Origin of the sequence: Zunongwangia sp. HRR-M8 (assembly GCF_027594405.1) — a bacterium.
In the GTDB taxonomy this organism is placed as follows: domain Bacteria; phylum Bacteroidota; class Bacteroidia; order Flavobacteriales; family Flavobacteriaceae; genus Zunongwangia.
Window position 1 is genome coordinate 453,763 of sequence record NZ_CP115161.1, and the last position, 21,481, is coordinate 475,243.

General features: G+C 35.4%; 17 protein-coding genes. 3 read left to right on the forward strand and 14 right to left on the reverse strand.

The genetic code is table 11. From position 1 onward, the window contains the following. Nucleotides 1-78: 78 nt before the first annotated feature. The 6 genes from PBT89_RS02055 to PBT89_RS02080 all read right to left on the reverse strand — a co-directional run bounded on the left by PBT89_RS02055 (nt 79) and on the right by PBT89_RS02080 (nt 5,860). Nucleotides 79-1,278, reverse strand: coding sequence for a sensor histidine kinase (locus PBT89_RS02055; RefSeq protein ID WP_270063177.1), 1,200 nt, complete (start codon nt 1,276-1,278; stop codon nt 79-81). A 146-nt stretch (nt 1,279-1,424) separates the two neighbouring features. Next, nucleotides 1,425-2,108 (reverse strand): response regulator transcription factor, encoded by a 684-nt coding sequence (locus PBT89_RS02060; protein ID WP_270063178.1) that lies wholly within the window; start codon nt 2,106-2,108, stop codon nt 1,425-1,427. Between the two features lie 105 nt (nt 2,109-2,213). Beyond that, on the reverse strand, nt 2,214-3,560 hold the full coding sequence (locus PBT89_RS02065) for a serine hydrolase domain-containing protein (protein WP_270063179.1): 1,347 nt from the start codon (nt 3,558-3,560) through the stop codon (nt 2,214-2,216). 27 nt (nt 3,561-3,587) lie between these two features. Then, nucleotides 3,588-4,091: a DUF3237 domain-containing protein gene (locus PBT89_RS02070; RefSeq protein WP_270063180.1), complete on the reverse strand. Its 504-nt coding sequence runs from the start codon at nt 4,089-4,091 to the stop codon at nt 3,588-3,590. 22 nt (nt 4,092-4,113) lie between these two features. Continuing rightward, nucleotides 4,114-4,968: an alpha/beta hydrolase gene (locus PBT89_RS02075; protein ID WP_270063181.1), complete on the reverse strand. Its 855-nt coding sequence runs from the start codon at nt 4,966-4,968 to the stop codon at nt 4,114-4,116. Nucleotides 4,969-4,987: 19 nt separating this feature from the next. Beyond that, nucleotides 4,988-5,860: an alpha/beta hydrolase family protein gene (locus PBT89_RS02080; RefSeq protein ID WP_270063182.1), complete on the reverse strand. Its 873-nt coding sequence runs from the start codon at nt 5,858-5,860 to the stop codon at nt 4,988-4,990. Between the two features lie 310 nt (nt 5,861-6,170). Here PBT89_RS02080 and PBT89_RS02085 point away from each other — a divergent pair, with 310 nt between their 5' ends. The 3 genes from PBT89_RS02085 to PBT89_RS02095 all read left to right on the forward strand — a co-directional run bounded on the left by PBT89_RS02085 (nt 6,171) and on the right by PBT89_RS02095 (nt 8,309). Continuing rightward, a complete protein-coding gene (locus tag PBT89_RS02085; protein ID WP_270063183.1) occupies nt 6,171-6,524 on the forward strand; it encodes a hypothetical protein in 354 nt (117 codons plus the stop codon). A 214-nt stretch (nt 6,525-6,738) separates the two neighbouring features. Further along, nucleotides 6,739-7,467 (forward strand): iron-sulfur cluster repair di-iron protein, encoded by a 729-nt coding sequence (gene ric / locus PBT89_RS02090; RefSeq protein ID WP_270063184.1) that lies wholly within the window; start codon nt 6,739-6,741, stop codon nt 7,465-7,467. Between the two features lie 245 nt (nt 7,468-7,712). Continuing rightward, entirely contained in the window at nt 7,713-8,309 is a 597-nt protein-coding gene (locus PBT89_RS02095; protein ID WP_270063185.1) for a Crp/Fnr family transcriptional regulator, read from the forward strand. Here the strand turns inward: PBT89_RS02095 and PBT89_RS02100 are convergent, their stop codons facing one another. The 8 genes from PBT89_RS02100 to PBT89_RS02135 form a co-directional block, all read right to left on the reverse strand. Then, the gene (locus tag PBT89_RS02100; RefSeq protein ID WP_270063186.1) at nt 8,310-8,774 is read right to left on the reverse strand and encodes an FKBP-type peptidyl-prolyl cis-trans isomerase; all 465 of its coding nucleotides are present in this window, start codon (nt 8,772-8,774) and stop codon (nt 8,310-8,312) included. Nucleotides 8,775-8,913: 139 nt separating this feature from the next. Then, nucleotides 8,914-10,872 (reverse strand): glycoside hydrolase family 97 protein, encoded by a 1,959-nt coding sequence (locus PBT89_RS02105; protein WP_270063187.1) that lies wholly within the window; start codon nt 10,870-10,872, stop codon nt 8,914-8,916. A 31-nt stretch (nt 10,873-10,903) separates the two neighbouring features. Then, a complete protein-coding gene (locus PBT89_RS02110; RefSeq protein ID WP_270063188.1) occupies nt 10,904-13,060 on the reverse strand; it encodes a family 43 glycosylhydrolase in 2,157 nt (718 codons plus the stop codon). Beyond that, nucleotides 13,060-14,046: a glycoside hydrolase family 43 protein gene (locus PBT89_RS02115; RefSeq protein ID WP_270063189.1), complete on the reverse strand. Its 987-nt coding sequence runs from the start codon at nt 14,044-14,046 to the stop codon at nt 13,060-13,062. The genes PBT89_RS02110 and PBT89_RS02115 overlap by 1 nt, the downstream gene beginning before the upstream one ends. Before the next feature lie 211 nt (nt 14,047-14,257). Further along, complete coding sequence (locus PBT89_RS02120; RefSeq protein ID WP_270063190.1) at nt 14,258-17,428, reverse strand: glycoside hydrolase family 2 TIM barrel-domain containing protein; 3,171 nt, start codon at nt 17,426-17,428, stop codon at nt 14,258-14,260. A gap of 19 nt (nt 17,429-17,447) precedes the next feature. Next, nucleotides 17,448-19,025 carry a glycoside hydrolase gene (locus PBT89_RS02125; RefSeq protein ID WP_270063191.1) on the reverse strand — a complete coding sequence of 526 codons (1,578 nt, stop codon included), beginning with the start codon at nt 19,023-19,025 and terminating at the stop codon, nt 17,448-17,450. After that, a complete protein-coding gene (locus PBT89_RS02130) occupies nt 18,937-19,611 on the reverse strand; it encodes a DUF3823 domain-containing protein (RefSeq protein WP_270063192.1) in 675 nt (224 codons plus the stop codon). Before PBT89_RS02130 ends, PBT89_RS02125 begins: the two co-directional genes overlap by 89 nt. A 28-nt stretch (nt 19,612-19,639) precedes the next feature. Beyond that, nucleotides 19,640-21,481, reverse strand: coding sequence for a RagB/SusD family nutrient uptake outer membrane protein (locus PBT89_RS02135; protein ID WP_270063193.1), 1,842 nt, complete (start codon nt 21,479-21,481; stop codon nt 19,640-19,642).

Below are 21,481 nucleotides of genomic sequence, written 5' to 3' on the forward strand. Positions count from 1 at the left end.
AAATAATCGTTTTTGGAGGAGGCAACCCTGAATCAAGTTCAAGTTGATGGTATTTTTATTTCTGAATTATCATCTTGATCACTGCGGAAATTTAAGCTGAATTTGAGTATAATTTTTTAACTGCGTAGTAATTGAATGTTGAATATGATGAAGCTGAAAAATCTTTAACGCGATGCTCATTCCAAGTCCGTTTCCCTGAAATGAAGCCGTGTTTTCTCCTCTATAAAAAGGCTGATTAATATGCTTTAAATCTTTGTCTGAAATGCCTATTCCGTGATCTTTCACCTGTAACTGTAAGCGATGATTCGCCTTGCTAAGCTTTATCATCACTTCATCGTTAGAGAATTTGGCCGCATTTTCGATAATATTGAATAATGCCATATAAAGTAAAGTCTCGTTTCCTTTAAATTCCAGCAAATGAAAATCTTCCGGAGCAATAGCGAGTTGAATATTAAATTTTTCTGCTGAATATAAGGGAGTTAATTTTTCAATAATTTCCCAGATAAGTTCATCGATCCTAATGTTTTCTTTAAGCTGAATACTTTTATTAAGATTAGAAAGGGTAAGTAAGTTTTCTAAAATATTTTTAAGCTGCTGGGCGTCTTGCAAAACTTGCTCTGAAGTTTCCCGATAATCGTCGTTGCTTCGATTTCGTTGCAGGCTTATTTCTAACTGATTAATGATGCTGGCAAGTGGCGTTTTTAGCTCGTGCGAAGAAAAATCTACAAAATTCTTTTGCTGCTCGTAACCGGTTTCTATTTCTTTTAAAAGATTATTGAAGGCCTGAAAAAGTTCTTCTAACTCGTCTTTAGAACTTCGATATGAAAGTTGCAGCGGACTTTTATTTAAATTTAAATCATTTACTTGCTGAATAATATTTCTTACCGGTTTATAAGCCAATTTGGAAAGTCTGGAAGTAAGAAAAATAAGAATAAGCATCGCCACAAAAAAACTGATCGCCAAAATACTAATCAGCTTTTTTTTCTGACTTTGGATCATTGGGTTGGTAGCTTTCACCAGCACCACAAAATCACCCTGATTATCCTTGTAAAATAATCCGTGATAATACGTATCGTTATCCCGAAAATTAAGTTCTCCTTTTTGTTTAATTTGTTCTATGCTTTCGCTCCAATTTTGCTTCAATTCTTTGGTATTGAATGCAATATTTCCGTTTTCATTAAAAATGCTGACTTCTTGATCTGAACTAAGATTGTAAAAAGAATTCTGGATGGGTTCAAATCCTTTTTGGCTAAGTTCATCTCTTTCTAGGTAGAACATCGCTGAAATTTTTGCCGTTCTGGACAACTCCTGAAAGAATATATTTTTAGAACTTTGATAAAAGGCAACATAAATGATAACAGAAGTTATCAAAAAAACAAGCCCAAACAGAATACTTGAAATTAGCGTTATTTTTTGCCTAATTTTCATTGCTCGTCAGAAATCATATAACCTCTTCCTTTGATAGTCTGAATGAGTTTAGCTTCTTTTTCGCTATCAATTTTATTCCTTAGGTAAGAAATGTACACATCAATTACATTGGTGTAGGTATCTTGCTGGGTATTCCAAACATTTTGTAAAATAGTCTGGCGGGTAACAACTTCATTTTTATGTTCTAATAAAGTTTTGAGTAGAAGAAACTCTTTTTGGGAAAGGTCTATGTTTTTACCGTTTCTTTCTACTTTATTTGCTTTGTAATTCAGTTTTAAATTACCGCAAAATAAATCTTCTTCAACTGTTTGCTGGTAATTATTGGTTCTTCTATTTAATGCTTTAATCCTAGATACAAGCTCTTTAAAATGAAATGGTTTTACTAAATAATCATCGGCTCCTTTATCTAATGCTTTTATTTTATCATCGGGTTCTCCTAAAGCACTTAAAATAATAATAGGAGTGATTATTTTTTTAAAACGAATAAGCTCACAAAGTTCTATTCCGGTTAATCCCGGCAGCATAATATCAAAAATAAATAAATCCCAATCCTGATTAAAAACTAAATCTCGAGCGGCGTAACCATCTTCTTCAGTTTGTACTGAAAGGCCTTCTTCCTGCAATCCTTTGCTTAAAGATTCTCTTAATCGTTTGTTATCTTCAACCAGTAAAATTTTCATCTTTAATTATTCCGAACTTAAAATATGATGCACAAATGTACTATTTCAACTTAAGAATAATACGATTATTATAGCAGGTATTCCTTAGTCTTTAATGTTGCGGAATTATTCAGCAATTTTATAGGCTTTTTCTAAAAATTGAGGATACAAATTATCTCGTTTAAACATATTGATGTAGAATAATGCGATTAGGTCATTTTCCGGATCTATAATATATTCGGTTCCTAACATTCCGCCCCAATTATAAGCAGAATTCGAAACTGCTGAAATATGTTTATTATCTTCATTTTGTAGTTGAAAACCTAAACCAAATTGAAATCCTTCACCGCCTGCATTTTTTTCAGGTAAACGATTAATTGAAGTCATCTTCTTTATGGTTTCCGGTTTTAATATTTGATGATTATTAAAAGTGCCGCCGTTTAATAACATCTGGCAAAATTTAGCATAATCTTCAATAGGCCCATTTAAACCAATAGCTCCTTCAGCATAAGTTTGCTCTTCGCTGATAGCAGCTTTTGCAAAGTTTGTTGTTCCCGCTTCCAAACCTTCTTCAGTAATCGTGTAGGGCTTAACAAAACGGTCTAAAGCTTCTGGCTCGTAATACCAGTCGGTATCATTCATTCCTAAAGGATTTAATACGGTTTCTTTTACATATTCTTGCAATGGCTCACCTGAAATTACTTCAATCATATAAGCAAGCATGTTAGTACTAATGTGATAATTCCATTCTGAACCAGGATCGAAACCAAGTGGATATTTTGCTAAGGCTAGCATTTCATCTTTTAAATATTTAGACGTTGCATCGCCGCCAAAACTTCGTTGCCCCGAGGGTTTATTATCGGCATTTCCTTCACCAAAATTTTTAGGAACAGTGTTGTTTACACCTTCGTTTTTTCTGATTTCAGAAACCAAACCTGCATTTAATCCGGAAGAATGAGACATTAAATGAGCAAATGTCATCGGTGTTTTTACCGGACGGGTTTCGTAAGTTCCGTCCTCATTCACTTTGGTTACTACTTCATTAGGTATTTCTGGAAAATATTTAGATACCGGATCTTCTACAGCTACGAGTCCTTTTTCAACCAAAGTCATAAAAGCTACGGTAGTAATCGCTTTGGTTTGCGAAAAAAGGACATAGTAATCGTCGGTTGAAGCAGGAGTTTTAGTTTCAAGGTCTCTATATCCAAAAGCTTTATCGTACAAAATATTACCGTGCTGAGCGACAAATCCCGTAACGGCATTTACTTTCTTCTGGTCCACGAAAGATTGTAATAGCGAATCCATGTTTTGAATACTTTTTTCGTCAACGCCCAGTTCTTCTAGGTTAGCACTTGTTTTAAATTCTTGTGGAGTAGTTTCCTTCACTTCCTCTGTTTCTTTTTTATCTGTTTTTTCCTTGCATGCACAAAAAATGGAAAGAGAAAGGAAAAGTGTAGCGGCTAGTTTTTTCATAATTTAATTATTGCTGATTGAAGATCGTTATAATACTTTCCAAACCTGAATAGAGATATACTCTTTTTTGCCTTCTGGTTTACAAATGAAAATGGCATTGTTAAGCCATGCATATTTTGAATTTATGGGGGCTTCAAATTTAGGAGCTGCTCTAAAATAAGGAGCAGAATTTTCTTGTTTTGGATTATAAATTATTCCAGTATTTCTAACATTTATAAAAACACCATCATCGGTTTTAATCGCGTAAATTGCATCTAAATGTACAAGTTCCCCGTTGTTGGTTATGTATTGATAATCGGCTCCTTTTTTAAGAATTGTACCTTTTAACTTTGGTCCTTTAAACGTGCCACCAGAAATAGGTATCATAATTCTTTTTCCTAATGGAGCTTCACCAAGTTCAATAGGAGTATCTATGGTTACTCTTAATTCAAAAGCGAACTCTAACTCCGGAGGTTCAAATTCCTGACCAACTGTTTTAAAGCTGAAAAGGCTTAATACTGAAATGAAAAAATACAGATGAACATTTCTCATAATTTGAATTTGGAGAAAGATTTTATTCAACAGGGTTTAAATATTTCGCCAAAAATTCTTCGATAGCCGGATCTGTAATTTCCAATTTCTCGGCATAAGCAACCCCGTGCCCGCCTTCAACTTCTAGGTACTTAATGTTTGCACCAACTGCTTTCATTTTTTCAACAAAATCGCGTGTACGCTTTGGTAAGACAATACGGTCGGAATCTCCCTGTATAAGAAACATTGGTGGGTGATTTTTACTGATATAACCAATTGGCCACCATTCAGCTTTAGCCATAGGCACATCTCTACCTAATTCGGTTGGAGGCGATCCGGCAGCAACAACATTCACTTTACTTGAATATTCTTTAAAGGGCCCTTCACCTTCTAAACTTTCAATAGTAGGAGTCATGGCCAGCATCAAAGCAAGATGAGCTCCGGCAGAATGGCCATAAGCCCCAATACGATCTGGATCTACTTTTAATTCTTCAGCATGAGCTCTTAACCACCTTACGGCACATTTTACATCTTCTATGCAAGCAGGAAAACCAGCCTCTCCGGTAAGTCGATATTCTACATTAATAACCACATATCCTTTTTGGGCATAAGCGAGCATCATTTTTTGATAAACGTCTACGTTTTTTGAACCTGCTGCCCAGCCGCCACCATGTACAATAACTAAAGCGGTTTTAACACCTTCTGCAAAATTCTTCGGCATTGCAAGATCTAGTTTCCACGAATCGCTATCGCCTGTACGGTAAGGTATATCTTTAGTAACTGTAACTGTTTTTTCTTCTGAAAAAAGCTTAGTTGCATCTACTTGTGCTGAACTGAAAAATGGAATGCTAAAAGCTAAAAAAATGATAAGCTGAAATCTCAAATTTGAGTTTTTCATAATGCTGAAAAATTTAATTCTATTCATCAAAATTTTTAGATTTCATCGTCCAACCGGGATAATTTTCTAGATTAGATTCTAAAAAAATATCAGATTTATCTTTATTTTTAAAATGCCAGTCTAACCAATCTTTAGCCATTTTAGCAAAAGAACCGCCATTTTTTTCATTAAATGTACCGCCATGTCCCGCTTCTAAATTATTGCCAAAAGCTACCGGTACGTTTTCAATTCTATCATAATCTAAAAATGCATTTTCGGTTGCCACATCAGTTTCTCCGCCAACAAGATAAATAACATCAGCGTTCAGTTTTTGTAAGGATTTTGTACTGGCACCAGCCATCGTCATATCGCCCATACCCGAATTAAACATCATATATGTTTTAATGGCTGGGTTTCCGGCAATACGCATTACTTGTGCACCGCCACAAGATTGCCCTCCGGCAGCAATTTTATTTAAGTCAACATTATTATAGTAATCGTTACCTTTTGTGTTGGCTTTTTTCGTGATCCAATCCAGACCTTTTAAGAGTTTTTCGTCTTCAGTACTTTTATGTGTTCTTTCTTCAATAGTCATCTGCAAATCACCTATAGCAACAATTACATAACCATAAGAAGCAATTTCAGATAATAATCGTTCGTGATGAATGGAAGAATCCATACAGCCACCATTGGCCCAAATTAGGATTGGTAATTTATCTTCGGTGCTTACCGCTTCTTCAATATTTTCGGGACGATAAATAACAAAGTCTGAAAGTGATTTTTCTGAAACTGCGATAGCATGGTAAGGTCCACTTCCGCCCTCATCAATCGTTTTCGTTTTGAGCCATTGTGCGTTAGTTTGAATAGTGAAAAGACAGCAAAATGCTATACTAAGAATTGATATAGTTTTCATTGGTAATAGATTATGCTTAAAGATACTATTATTCTGATGTTTTTTATAATTAAAATTATGGCAATCAGCTTCACAATTTTTTTCCGGCTCTTTTATTTTAAATGAAGTGAAGAAGTAAGTTGTATAATATTTAGTATAGGTGTCATAAAAATCTTAGACATTTATTGGTCCCCTACATTTTTAAATTTCCATTAAGCAAATTGGTAGTAATGTATTAACATAGCTGTTAAACTTATGGTAATAGTATACAATTTTTAGAATAATCTTTATTCCGAATTATCTTTGGTTTATCAAGCTAAACATATTTATTATGGAAAACGATAAAATACAAATTAAGCAGGAAAACGGCGAGACCTTAGGTTTTAATGTTAATGCAGAGGTGCAGAAAGGTCTTTATCTTACCACCGATACTCGTTTAATCAATGAAAATATTCAAAAATTTACGATTGATATAGAAATGGTTCCCAACCAGATTGCCATGAAGATTTCTCAAATAGGTAAATTTGCAGCAGTTACTTTTGCGGTAGATGAAAATAGAAAATATCAGTACCTTATAGGATCAGAGCTTGATATCGATAAAATGGAGAAAAATACTTCAGATAAAATTCCGGATCAAATTAAAGGACTTATTGTAGAATCTTATTCTCTTACCCAGAAAAAATAAAATTCAATTTCAACAAATTTGAACTATTTTATAAAAAGCAGGCTAAATGTCTGCTTTTTTAATGTTTAAGCTTTGTTTTAGTTTTCATAAAAAAACATCTATTTCTTAGAATAAATAGTTCCAAAATCAAAAAAAATAGCGCTTATGATCTCCCTCATAATCTAAAAGCCAGCAGTTCTTCAACTTTGTAACGTAGAACTTAAAAATCATCGTTATGAATACGTTACAAACAAAAACAGTAGGCCAAATGGTTACTGAAAATATTAAAACTGCACATATTTTTAAAAAGTATAATATCGATTTTTGCTGTGGTGGCGGAATTAGTATTCAAAAAGCTTGTGAGCGCGCAAATGTTTCTTTTGAAGATGTAGCACATGATTTACAAAATCTTGACCAACCTACAAGTCGTGCTACAGATTATAATAATTGGGAACTAGATTTTTTAATTGATCATATTATCAATATCCATCACCGGTATGTTGAAGAAAACATCCCGATGTTGCTGCAATATGGTACAAAGGTGGCTAAAGTTCACGGCGAGCGTAATCCAGAACTACTGAAAATACAGGAACTTTTTGCAATGGTTGCTACAGAGCTTAGCGGACATTTACGAAAAGAAGAGCTCATTTTATTTCCTTTTATAAAAAAAATGCTCCAAGCTAAAAAAGAAAATACATCTTTAGCACGGCCACAATTTGGTAAAGTTGACAATCCTATAAATATGATGGAGGTTGAACATGAAGAAGCGGGTGAAATCTTAAAAAAAATTGCGAAGCTTAGTAATAACTATACACCACCTGAAGGTGCTTGCAATACCTATCGTGCTTTTTTCTCTAAATTAGATGAATTTGAACAAGATCTTCACCATCATATACACTTGGAGAACAATATTCTGTTTCCAAAAGCACTTCAATTGGAAAAAACGATTCAATATTCTGAATAATACAGCCTTTATTGGTTGTTTTAATTCTGAAGTTCATTTTGGATTAATTTCACCGGTTTTATGTTTTTCAAAGCTGTAATTCTTTATAAAGTTGTATCCTTATGGAAGAGGGAGTAGCGCGAGCTGATACCTGTTCTGTAAGGATTCTTTTATTTCAGAATTTAAGAAGAAAAGTAATCTGAAATGATCAGTATTAAGATGCAATTTTATACTATAAACAAGTTATTTTTATAAGAAACTAAAAAATGATCGAGGCAGAGGTACTTTTAAAATTTGGCGCGCAAAAATGCGAATATAATAAAGGAGATCGGTTATTTGGCGAAGGAGAGAGGGCGCAAAACTATTACCAGGTGATCTCTGGAGAAATTAAAATGAACAATTATAATTTAGACGGAAAAGAATTTATCCAAGGAATTTTTAAAGATGGGCAAAGTTTTGGGGAACCTCCCTTATTTGCAGATGTAAAATATCCTGCTAATGCTGAAGCTATTGTCGACTCCATTGTTTTTAAATTATCCAAAAATCATTTTCTCGAATTACTTGCCTCTAATCCGGAAATTCACTTAAAAGTTACTCAAACACTGGCTAAAAGACTTTTTTACAAGGCAATTATGGTTTCAGAAATTTCTAGTCAAGAGCCGGAACATCGTATTTTAAGAATTCTAGATTATTTTAAAAAACATGTACATAAAAAGGAAGTTCCCCTTAGTTTTAAAGTAGATCTAACCCGCCAGCAAATTGCAGATCTTACCGGTTTACGGGTAGAAACGGTGATTAGAGCCATGAAGTCATTAGAGAAAAAAGGAGAGCTTAAGATTATTTCTAGAAAGGTTTATCGCTAACTATTCTATAACTTCTAAAAGTTCAATATCGAAAATTAAAACTGAGCCACCTGGGATTGTACTGTACTTACATGGTCCATAGGCTAAATTGGAAGGAATTAATAGTTTACCGCTACCACCTTCTTTAAAATAAGTAAAACCTTCCGTCCATCCAGGAATTACTTGTCCCAATCCAAAAGTGATATCGTTATTTTGATCAAATACATTACCGTTTAGAAAATAACCTTTATAGTTTACTCGAACTCTGCTTGAACTTGAAGGCTGAGCACCTATACCTTGTTCTTCTACAATATAGTACAGGCCAGAATTTGTTTTTTCGGCCTCCAAATTATTAGATTCCAAGTAGTTTTGTATTTCCTGATCATTATCTTCAGTATAATCTTTAGTTAGGCAATTTTCATTATTATCATCACTTCCGCAGGAAATAAAAAATAAAACTAAAATGGCAAGTAAACAGTTTTTCATGGTTATAATTATAAGTTCAGTCTATTTTTAGAAAGCTGAATTAGTTATTGCATTCAGCAAAAATGCTGATAAAAATTGAAATAAAATAGAAAGCCCATAACATTTCTGTTACAGGCCTTATTTAATTATTGGGAGCAGGTTACTTTGTAAATAAAACCGCTCCGCCCTCAGCGGCAAGAGTAAGTTTTATCTTTCCACTTTTTTTTATTTTTTCTTCTTTGAAGCTGGCCTTTGTATTTTTTGAATCATAAATATGATTCACTTTTTCTCCGGCAAGCATTGGTAATTCTAAAGAAATCTGACGTTTTTCTTTTTTAGCATTAACCACAGCAATATACCATTGGTCTCCTTTTCTACGAGCCAAAGCGCAATAATCTTCTGGTTCTCCGCCAATATAAAGTGTTTCGTCCCAAACGCTGGGCACTTCTTTTAAAAAGTTAAGTACATAATCAGGTTGCTCATCAAGATTATTCGGGGTTAAACCATAATGTTGAATTGGAGAAAAATATAATACTGAAGTCGCTAATTCGAAGGCTTCGGTCGTACTTCTTACAGTTCCGTTTTCCTGAGTTCTGGATAAACGTTTATTTAAAAATACCGGAGAAAAATCCATTGCACCAACAGCGTTTCTAATAAATGGAAGCAAAGTCGCATTCAAAGCATGCTTATCTAAAGATTCCTGTTGAAAAACCAGGTTTTCTGAAGCTAAAACTGCCTCTGAAGTTACATAATTTGGATACATTTTCTCCCATCCTCGTGGCAACGTGCAGCCATGAAAAGTGATTGCCAAACCATAATTGTTAGCATCGGTTAAAATATCTTCATACAACTTCATGGTTACCTGCTTATCTCCACCAAAAAAGTCAATTTTCAATCCTTTAACGCCAATTTTTTGTAACCAGGCCATTTCTTGTTGGCGCTGGATGGTATTATTCATTTTATCTTTTGGCGTTTGCGGCGCTTCATTCCAAAGTCCGTTTGAATTGTACCACAGCAAAATATCAACGTTTTTAGAATTGGCGTAATTCACCAATTCTTTCATTTTTTTTCGACCAATATTGCGATCCCAATTGGCATCGATCAAGACATATTCCCAATCCATATCGGCAGCCAGATCTATAAACTCAACTTGGTCTTCGTAGTTTATACTTGGATCCTGCCAAACAATCCAGCTCCAACTGGCTCTTCCCATTTTATAATCAATAGAAGCCTCGTATTTTTCCTCGACTAAATCGAAAGCTACAGTAGATTCAACAATAGGCTTCAAAGTGCTCCCTAGTGTAATAGTTCGCCATGGTGTACTTGCCGGTAGCGATTGAATTGCATACGTTTCAGCAATCCCATTATTTTCTCCTTCCTGCGGAAATTCAACTTCAAAAAGTCCGTTTTCAGTAGCCTCACCTAAGCGACAACCCGGGTAATGACTATCGGTTCCGGTTTCAGAAATTAAAAGCCATCCTTTATCTGAAATTTTAAATAGTGCAGGGAAGGTGTATCCAACGCCATATTTTGAGGGCGTACTTAGTTTTTCGTTTAACGTATATTCTTCTTCGTATGAAGGTTTGGTACCCATCCAGCCTATCATAGGTGTCGCCTGCGGACTAATGTAGCTTGTAGCCTCACCTGGAAGTTTAAAACCAGATTTTTCATTTAAAATCTTCAGGCTATTTTTCCCTTCATGAGATTTTAATTGATATGAATAAGCAACATCACGGTTAGAAACCCGAAATTTCACAATTAGCGTATCCTTATTGCTATTCAGAAATTTTCCAACCAATTCGTTAGCTATATAATCTACATGGCTTACTTTGGCTTTCTTAAGCTCATAAGAGCTTTCGATATGATCCTTCTGAAAAGAACTATTTTCTAAATTCTTAGAGAAATCCCCAATAGAAGTTTCCAGGCCAAGCGGAGAATCTTCTAAAAATACTTCATTTTTATAACGAATATCGTAAGAGATTTTTCCGCTATTATTTTTTAGTTCTACGGAAATATTACCATCAGGACTTTTAAGCTGTTCTGTCTTTTGTGCACTAATCGATTGAGAAAGAAGGATTCCTCCGATTAATGAAAAAGCTGTTTTTAATATGGTTGACATAAAGTGTTTTGTTGCTCGATTTTTTTAAAATTTAATTAATTGGCTCAATTCCTTCCAAAGTTGGTTTTACTTCTTCAATCAATCCATCTTCAGTAAAGTTTAATCTATCGATAGCAACCTCACGATGGAAACCTGCAGCACCACCCATAGCTTCTCCTTTAGGTCTAGTAAATCGGTGATACACCAAATAAAATTCATCCTTATCATGTACTTTAATTACTGAATTATGTCCGGTAGCCAGGATATCCTGGCTCTCATCTTTCTGAATTACGATATTATTTTCCGGAATAGTAAGAGGGCCAAGCGGACTTTTAGCAGTGGCATAACGCACTTTATAATTTGGGCTTCGGGTATCATCTTCAGACCATAAAAAGTAATAGTTGCCGTTTCTAAAAAATACTTCAACTCCTTCTCTAAAAGTTTCATCTGGTGTAAGTACTTTAGGCTTTTTACTTTTAATAGAAACCATGTCATCATTTAATTCTACCACGGCTAAAAAGCCATTCCCCCAATACAAATAATTTTTTCCGGTTTTCGGATCTACAAAAATATCAGGATCGATATTTTGTCCGCCTTTTATTCCTTCCGGTTTTTCTGAAATTAAAGGCGCTCCACTATCTTTAAAAGTACCTTTTGGGTTATTTGAAGTAGCTACTCCTACTTGTTGTGCAGCCGTGAAATAATAGAAATACTTAAATTCTCCATCAATTTCTTTTTCAACCATTGTTGGTGCCCAGGCATTTCGGCTAGTCCATTCTACATCTTTTTCAAGATCTAAAATAACGCCTTCATCGGTCCAGTTTACTAGATCTGGCGAAGAAAAAGTTTTAAAGTATGTTCCGGACCATCCATCAAATCCATCACTGGTTGGATACAGATAATATTTGCTGTCTTTTTCAGAATAAATAATTTCAGGATCAGCATAGTAGCCTTCTACCACAGGGTTATTAGCAACTTCAACACTAACCTGATAGCTGGTTTTATTTTCTCCGTTTTTAACTTCATAAGTTACCGCTCCGTTAGAAAAATTCTGAGCTCCCTTTGGTGCGATTTCAGTACCCGGAAGCAATTCGAATTGAGGATCGAAATTCGATAAATCAGTACCATATTTTACTGGTAAATAAATTGTTTTTTCTGAACGTTTGATGACGATATTGTTGGTTTTTATCGCTTCATTTTCAGCGCCGGTAATTTCCGTTAAATCTTCGGAAGGAAACTCTTTTAATAAGCGTTGTAATTCTTCTGAAGTAATTGGCAATACTGTACCATGTCTTGGATGAAAGTTCATCGAAATATCTTCATCGACAACTTCAAAATTTTTAAGATCCTTACTTCTGGTAAACTGATATTTCCCGCTAGTGTACATATCGTACATTAAAATATAATCTTCAGAATTATTCAACTTAAAAACACCAGAACCTTCTACCGCTTTATCAGTTTGATCTACATTTCCAGACTCCGCTTTGTATCCAGAGGTTAACGAATCTGAAATCGCTACTTTAATTCCTTTATCGGTATCGCCTTCGGTTTTGTAGAACAAATAAAACTTGTCGCCTTTTTTTATAATATCACCATCTATAGAAGCCATTTCGTTAGGATTAAAAAACAGCTGTTTTGGCGTGGTTTCTAAAGCAGTAAAATCGTCGTTTACATAGGCGTAATAAATTTTATCGTAGCTTCCCGGTTGTAACATCGAGAAATAAACCATGTATTTTTTCTTATTCGCGTCATAAATAGTTTGTGGTGCCCAAACGCGGGTAACATCTGAAAATTCTGGGAAAGTTTCGGTAATATCGATTACGCTGCTGGACCAGTTTATCAAATCATCAGATTTTAATAAGGTCATCGCGGTATTCGACCAGCCGTTTTTGGTAAGCAAATCGGTTACCACCATATAAAATCCGTCGTTATTTTCTTTTCGTAAAATATGAGGATCACGAACGCCGCCTGTACGGCTTATAGAATCTGAAGCGACAATAGGTTCGTTATTATTTAAAGCATGAAAGTTATAGCCATCGCTACTAATTGCGTAGCGAATCGCTTCTTCTCCGGCGCCGTTCCCAGTGAAATAGGTGAACAGGTAAGCGGTGTTTTCGTTAGTTTTTTTATTCTCTGTCGCACATGCGAATAATAAGCTGCAAAAGATGGAGAGAATCAGAAATTTTGAATTGGATTTTAAAATTTTCATTAGTTATTAATATTAAATTTTCCGGTTATATAGATTTTGTCTTGGCTGTCGTCTACCTTTAGTAGGTTTGGAATTCTAATATAATTTCCTTGCGGTCCTACCCGGTGGCTGTGTAGTGCCATGACCAGTTTTTCATCAAAAGTTTTAAACATCATACCGTGACCAAAGTTAGGCGGGGTAATAGGTTTTTCTTCTTGTATCCAAGGGCCATCTAGTGTACCGCTTTTAGAATATGCAACACCCTGAACATAGTCTTGAAAGACCCAGCTTGTCCAAAGCATTCCTAAATTTCCGGTTTCGGTTTTAAATAAAAATGGTCCGTCTGTAACCTTATTGGCAACTACTTCACCCTTTTCATTACGCTCTTTGCTCCAAGGAGAATCTTTAGCTCTAAATAGAATTTCTCCCTGACCTATAGATCCACTTAAATCGGGTTTTAGTTGAATTTTTTCTATCGTTCCGTTCCCGTTTTGCAACCATTCGTGGCAGTAAATCATGTATGGGTTTTGATCCTTGTCTACCCAAAATGTGCCATCTAAAGTAGGTTTATCTGCCGGGAGATAAATATCATCTTCCATGGGCTTATATGGTCCTTGCGGCTGGTCGCTTACCAGAATATGGCTGGCGCGGCGTTCAATTTCATTTCCGGCTACCGTATCGATAATGATATCACGATTAGTAAATGTGGCGAAATAATAATATTTATCCTGATATTTATGAAGCTCTGCTGCCCAAATCATAGGGTTTTCTCCCATCCAAGATTCAGGATCGGTTTCAACTACGGTAAAGGGCCCTTCCCAAAATTTTAAGTCTTTACTTTTCCAGAGTTTGCCACCAGTACCAGTCATAAAATAAGTTTGACTGTCTTTATCTGCAAGAATATAAGGATCACTTAACCGAATGGATTCTAAAGGAACATTTTTTTTCTGAGGCTGGGTAACGGCTGAAAACAAAACAAAGATTAAAGTTATGCAGGTAAGTTTCATAGTTTTATAGTCATTTCTGTTGATTTTCAGTTATCTTCAGCTTTTAAACGTTAAAAATACATTTAAAAATAGTAGAATACTAATTGGTTTTTTTAAGACTTAAAAAAATTATCCCCAGGCTGATTAAACCTGGAGACAATTTCAACTCACACTTATAACTTACTCGATAATCGAGATTAGATGCTCCTAGGCTTACCCTGAGCTAGTTTACTTAATTATTCAACAGCGAAATAATGTAAGAATAACTATAGCTGTTCTTCTCTAAACGATATTGTTTATGTGGATAACGACCCCAAGAATCATCACCACCCAGTCCACGTTGTTTATAATCTACGTGCAAAAATACCTTATCCTGAACTTTAATATCAGTAGTATGACGCTGTGCTTTTTCTTCTCCCGGATCTAAATCTTCGGTAGCAATGTTTAAAGCACTAAATCCTAATGGCTGTTCACCGATGATTTTTAAACCAGACCCGTTATTATTTTGAAGCTGAATCCAACGCGCGTCGGTTTTGTAACCGGCCTCTTGCGGGCGAATATAGCCCCAAGTAAACTGATTTTCTACTTTGTCTTCATAGATTCCTAAAAACGCTGAAGTATTTCTGTCGGAATAGTTTTCCCATGGACCACGACCGTAATATTCTAAATTTTCATAATCGCCAGATAAGATCATGCGCATTCCAAAACGTGGAATTTCAGGTAAATCTTTTTCAGAAGTTAAGCTTGCGGTTACTCTAATGTCTCCGTTGTTTTGAATATGATATTCAACCGTATATGGAACATCGACTCCAGCTAATTGATAAGTCACTGTAATTAACTGACCGTCTTTATCTTTTTTAGCAACCTCAACATTTGTTACTTCTGAATTATGCGTCGCCTCTTTCCATGCTTTTAATCTTTGTGGCATGTGATTACCAAAATCATTATCGGTAGGCGCTCTCCAAAAATATGGCTGTGGAAATACAGATATTGGTGATTTTTCACTGCCTTTTAAATGATAAGCTTCAAAGCTTCCGGTTTCAGTATTAAAAACACCTTCAACCATATCATTTGAAAATTGAAGTTTATCACCTTGTTTTTTAATTTTTAACTTACCAGAAGTTTCAGTTTTGGCTTCAGTAAAAAATGTATTCTCACCAATTTTGAATTGTTCTCGAGCAATTTCGTGCCCCGCAGGAACCATTGCTTTCGCCTGTTTAGTATAAGCGTATACACTTAGGAAATATTCTTTATCACCGGTTTTTGGCAAAGAAATACTAACCGATTTTGTTGAATTTGGAGCAATATTTACGGTAAACTTTCCGGTTTTTACAACTTCTCCATCGGCAAGTAATTCCCATTTGAAATCGAAAGCATCCAAATTCGTGAAATTGAACTTGTTTTTTATCGAAAGATCATTTCCAGTAAACTCAAATTTGATGTTTTGATATACTTTTTTCACTTCCTCCAAAGCCGGGTGAGGTTCACGATCCGCAGTTACGAGTCCGTTAGCATTAAAGTTCTGATCGTTTTGTAGATGCGCTGCACCAAGATCTCCTCCATAAGCCCAAAACTCGCGACCATCTTCGGTTTCAGTACGTAATCCCTGGTCTACCCAATCCCAGATAAAGCCACCTTGCATATGCTCGCTATTATCGATAATATCCCAATATTCCTGAAAGTTTCCGTTACTATTTCCCATGGCATGAGAATATTCACACATTATAAATGGGCGCTCTTTGCTGTTATCGTTGGCATACTCTTGCATGTGGTCAATACTTGGATACATTGGGCATACGATATCTGTATTTCGATTTTCACCAGCCTGTTCAAATTGAACTTTACGAGTGGTATCACGCTCTTTAATCCAATCGTAGGCATCGTAAAATACCTGTCCGTTTCCGTTTTCATTACCCAAAGACCAAACAATGATTGAAGGATGATTTTTATGAAATTCAACCATACGTTGAATTCGATCCATATGAGCTGGTGCCCATTCTTCTAAATAAGCTGGATGTATTGTTGTGTCTAAATCTTTATTGAAAGCTACGCCCATTCCGTGCGTTTCAATATTGGCTTCATCTACAACATACATTCCGTATTCATCAGCCAATTCGTAGATATAAGAATCATGTGGATAATGACTCATTCGGATCGCATTGACATTATTTTTCTGCATCAACTCGATATCTTTGCGCATCATTTTACGATCTGGCGTGTGTCCTTTATCAGGATGATGTTCATGTAAATTGACACCGTTTACCGTAATAGCCTGTCCATTTACCATCAGCTGCGCATTCTTGATTTCCACTTCGCGGAAACCTGTTTTTCCTGAAATTGCAGCCACTTCATTGTTTTTTTTGTCTAACAGGCTTATACCGTATTTATAAAGATTTGGAAATTCTCCGCTCCACTTTTCAACATCTTTAAGTATTTTAGAAAATGTAGTTTCCAGTTCTTTTTTCCCAAAAGATTTGGTTTCAGTATAGACTTCTTTACCAGAAGGATCCATTAATGTGAATTTTATTTTTGGCTTTTTGATGCTTCCTTTATCAAAATCTTTCAGTTTCACATTCACATTTAATTCTCCATTCTGGTAATCATTGCTCAAACCACTGGTTACAAAATAATCCCATATCGTGGTTTTAGGAACGGCCTGTAAATACACATCACGTTCAAGTCCGCTTAAACGCCAAAAATCCTGATCTTCCAGATAACTACCATCGTGCCATCTAAACACCTGAACAGCTAATACATTTTCGCCATCTTTTAAAAATTCAGTAATATCAAATTCAGCCGGGGTTTTAGAAGCTTTGGTCATTCCCGCTTCTTCACCGTTCACAAAAATTCGAGCATAACCCGAGATTGATCCAAATCGAAGAATGATCTCGTGGTTGTCCCACTGATGCGGAACAGTAAAAGTTCTGCGATACGTTCCTACCGGATTATAAATTTCTTCATCACCATCTTTGGAGTTTTTGTTGATGATCTCTCCACTCTCCGTTTTTTCTTCTGAAGGAAATCCTATGTAAGGCGGATTTTTAGGATGCGGATAGGTGATATTGGTATAGATAGGAAAATCAAAACCTTCCAGTTCCCAATTTGAAGGAACCTTGATATCGTCCCAATCCTTATCGCTAAAATCGTTTTTATAAAAATCCTTTGGTCGCTCGCTAGGATGTTGAACGATATTAAATTTCCAGGTTCCGTTTAAACTTTGGTATAAATCCGAAGATTTAGGTTCGTTTTTTAAGGCTTTAGAAACGGAAGAATAGAGCACAAAATCACTACGCCCTTCAAGCTTGTTTCGATCTAAAGTTGTAGGATCTTCCCACTCGTTTTGCTGAGCATAGGTAGCGGTTACAAATACCGCAAAAATTAGATTGAAAATAGTTTTTTTCATTGGGGTTTGGTTTTTTCGACTAACTTTTAATATTCTGAATTATAGTTACTATAGATTTCTTAGGGATTTCTACTTGTGAACCTGAAACTTCTTCGAAAGCTAAATTGCTATCTGAAGAGGTTGTGTAAGTTTTCAGGTTTTCCATAGAACTATTTGCTGAGCTAAGAGTTAACAATTCATTTTTTGCTCCATTATTAACGATCACCGTAATAATTTCATCTTTATTTTTATTGAAATAGGCCGAGCATAAAAGAGTATTGCTTTTATCAGCTACAGAAACCTTTATTCTTTTGCTTCCTGGTCTTATGAACCGGCTATAATTTCCCAAAGCCCACAGCATTTTACTTTCATAAAAATTACCGCCTTTCTTGTTCTTGTCAATATAAATAAGTCCGTCTTTATAATCATAAGGCGAAATTGCTAACCACCAGTGCCAGGCAGAAGCCTGAGCTATAGTTAAATCATTATGTATTACCTTAGCCATATATAGTGCGGAATCGATTCCTAAATCACGACCATTACCGTTTATTTCACCATCGTTATCACCAAGTATGCAGTATTCTGACATCCAATATTTCAGAGAATGGTAATTTTTAAGATTTTCTGCTAAAGCTTCACGCTCATCTATCAATTTAGATTCTGGAGAAGTAGTAAAATAACTATGCCCAGATATCGTTTGGCTAATATTCGATAAATCGCCTATATAATTTTGCGAATCTGGATTGAAAAACTCATAAATCTGGTTGCCTCTTCCCGGTTTATTATCATCTTCAAAAAGATAGTTGATTTGTGCCGCTTCAGCAAGATCAATTTTAGTTTCTATTCCTTTCTTTTCAAATTCTGAATCTAAAGACTTCGCTAAATTTGCAATCTGATCATTCCAAAAAGGTGTGCCTTCCTGGCTGCCATCTTCCCAGTCCCATTGCGGCTCGTTTATGGGACTAATATAGTCGACTTTTAACCCCATTTTTTGCAAGCCTTCTATTGAATTTGCAAGATATGCTGCATATAGATCAATCTTACCTTTATCTAAATTTGCATGATTTCCAGAGGAAGTGTATGCTTTTTGATTTTTGGTAAGCTTTACCGGCGGGCTGTTAGAGAAAATAAGAAGGTCGTTAACGCCATATTCTTGTGCTTTTTTGGCAAACCATACCTGGCCTTTTTGCTTATTCCAATTATAAGATCCATCCTGCTGCAAAAAAGATTCAGCTTTTCTCCATTCATCCTGAATATTATCGTTATCTGTACTGCCTGCACCAAGATTAAAACGCCATAAGGATAAACCAATACCGTTAGGATTTCCTTTGATATCAACCTCCCTACTAAAAAGAAGGGAGGCGATTTTTTCTTTTTTGGCTTCTGGCCATAATCCTACAAACTGTGTTGACCAGGCATCTGAAGCACCAAAATTATCTATAGTCTGATAGGTTACAGACGTATCTAACATTAAGTTATTCGTCTGACCTATAGCTGAAAGCTGTAGTATCGATAAAATTATGAATAAATTATAGTTCAATCTTTTGTACATTGGTGTATATAAATTCATTCGACATCGAAGATCTGGCTCCAATACGTACAAAAATATAGTCTTCATTTTTTAGATTTTCAGGGATTTCCATATCTACTGAAAAATTATCACCAAACTCGAAATTTTCTAAGTCTACAGTTTTTGTACTTGTGTTGATGTTATTGTCTAAAAGAATAGAATTATCTAAGATCACGATTAGTTCTTGTAATTCACTATTTTCTACAATTTGATTTATTTGAAAACTGGAATTTAGCTGTTGTCCGTTCAATTGAAAACTTTCATTAGTAATAGTCACATAAGGTGTAACAGGAACATTAAGTTGCGTATTACCGCTTACTTGAACTATTATTGTATCGTTTAGCTGTGGAAGCCAAGGGTTACCGTTTTTACGTACCATTTTATATTCCCCATCAAACAAAGCGGCAGAGTACGTGCCGTCCTGTGCGATATATACAGGGATAAACTCATTTAAAGCATAGCCATCCTGCCACAACTCTAATTCAGCGCTGTTAGATCTTACTCCTATAGGCTGATCCTGATACATTATTCGGCCTTCTAATCTTGCCTTTGGAGGATCATAATTATCTTTTTCACAACTAATTATGATAAAACTAAAAATAGTTATTAGTGTATATATAATAGATTTTTTCATCACAATGATATCTTAGAATTAATAGATTCTAGTGAAATGGATTTCTTACTAGTTTTGGATTATTATTAAGTACGCTTTGTTCTATAGAAGAGTAATAATTACCTAAGCGAAACAGGCGTGCTCTTCTAAATCTCGTTGGTCTTAATTTATTATAGATGTATTTGTTATTATCGGGATGCCCCGGCCGAACTACACGGTAAGGGTAAAGACCATAAACCACTGCCTGCTCACTATTCTCGTCACCATCCCAGATTTGATGAGCAATTCTCCAGCGTTTTAAATCGAAGAAACGATGATCTTCAAAAGCTAATTCAACTCGGCGTTCCTTGCGAATATCCTCGATCGTGATATTTTCTATACTGTTTGCCGGAAATCCTGCTCGTTCTCTAATTGTATTTACGTAGTTTGTTGAAATTTCAGTTTGGCCTAATTCAAATGCGGCTTCAGCTGCGTTAAGATAAATTTCACCTAAGCGGAACCAAGGCCACCAGTTTTCAGCCGCTACACCTCGAAGGCTTGCTCCCGGTGCGTCACTTAAAAATTTTCTCATATAAAAACCGGTATTACTTACAAATTGGGCATTATCCTGTGGTCCATCAGCACCGGTAAACAAATCGCCATCTTCATAATTACTACCCAAATTTTGTGATGTTTGATAAGAATAATTAGAGCCATCCCAAACTGCTACACCCGCCTGCATTTGTACAGGAGAATTACCAAAAGTAGTACCGGGATACATTACCGTTCCGTATAATCTACCATCTTTATTATCAAAAATATCGGTAAGTTCATCATAAATAATAGGATTTCCATTTTCATCATTCAAACGCAATTCTCCATTACTACCATCCAGGTATTCGAAACTTTCAACCAGATTTAAAGAAGGAGTTAGATTGGTGTAAAATTCATTATCTTCTCCTAAACTTCTAGGAATGTTTTCAAATGTAAATCTGTGCGGTTTTAATTCCGTAACAAAATCTTTAGCGAATATGATTTCCTTACTGTTTTTGCTGGTTATCATTTCGTAAAAATTCATTCCTCTGTCTGGGTTTTCGTCATATAGAGTATAGCCCCCATTTTGTATAATTTCTTGTGAAGCAGCTAAAGAGCGATCATAAAATTCGCTTGCACGTCCAGCAGGTATTCCAACTTCTCCGCCTGGCAATGTAATTGGGTTTTCCATCAAGTTATTATACTTAGCCAGAGATCCAGCGTACAGCATAGCTCTACTTTCCAATGCTAATGCAATAAAAGTATTAGCACGTGTATTACTACCGTTATTACCGGATAAGTTGCTTTTTATAGCTTCTAGTTCTTCGTATATAAAATCGTAAACTTCAGCTTCAGTGGCTCTTGGGATTTGTAGATATTCTGGGTCGCCACTAAAATCATAAATCAGTTGTTCGGTTACAATAGGAACACCTCCCATACGTTTAACCAATTCAAAATAAACAAAGGCTCTGATAAACCTTAATTCAGCATTAAAAAGATTTTTTTGATCTTCATCAAGTTCAGTACTGTATTCTTCTAGATTATCTAAAGTAAGATTAATATCTCTGATAAAGGTATAATCCCAATATCTACCATAATCATACGCATATTGAAAATCATTTCTCCAGTTTTCATCGCGATGGCCAGACCACATAGCGTCGTCGATTTCTGCCATCCCGCCGGCGTTAAATACACCATGTAAATGAGGAAGGCGATCGTAATAATTGGCTAAAAGAGATGTGACTAACTCTGGATCGTTCCAAAGTTGTTCATCGGTAATTATATTCTTTGGATCTCGATGTAAAAAATCATCGTGATTACAACTTAATAAAGTTAAAAAGCAAGAAATAATCAGGATTCTAAGTGTGATATATTTCAT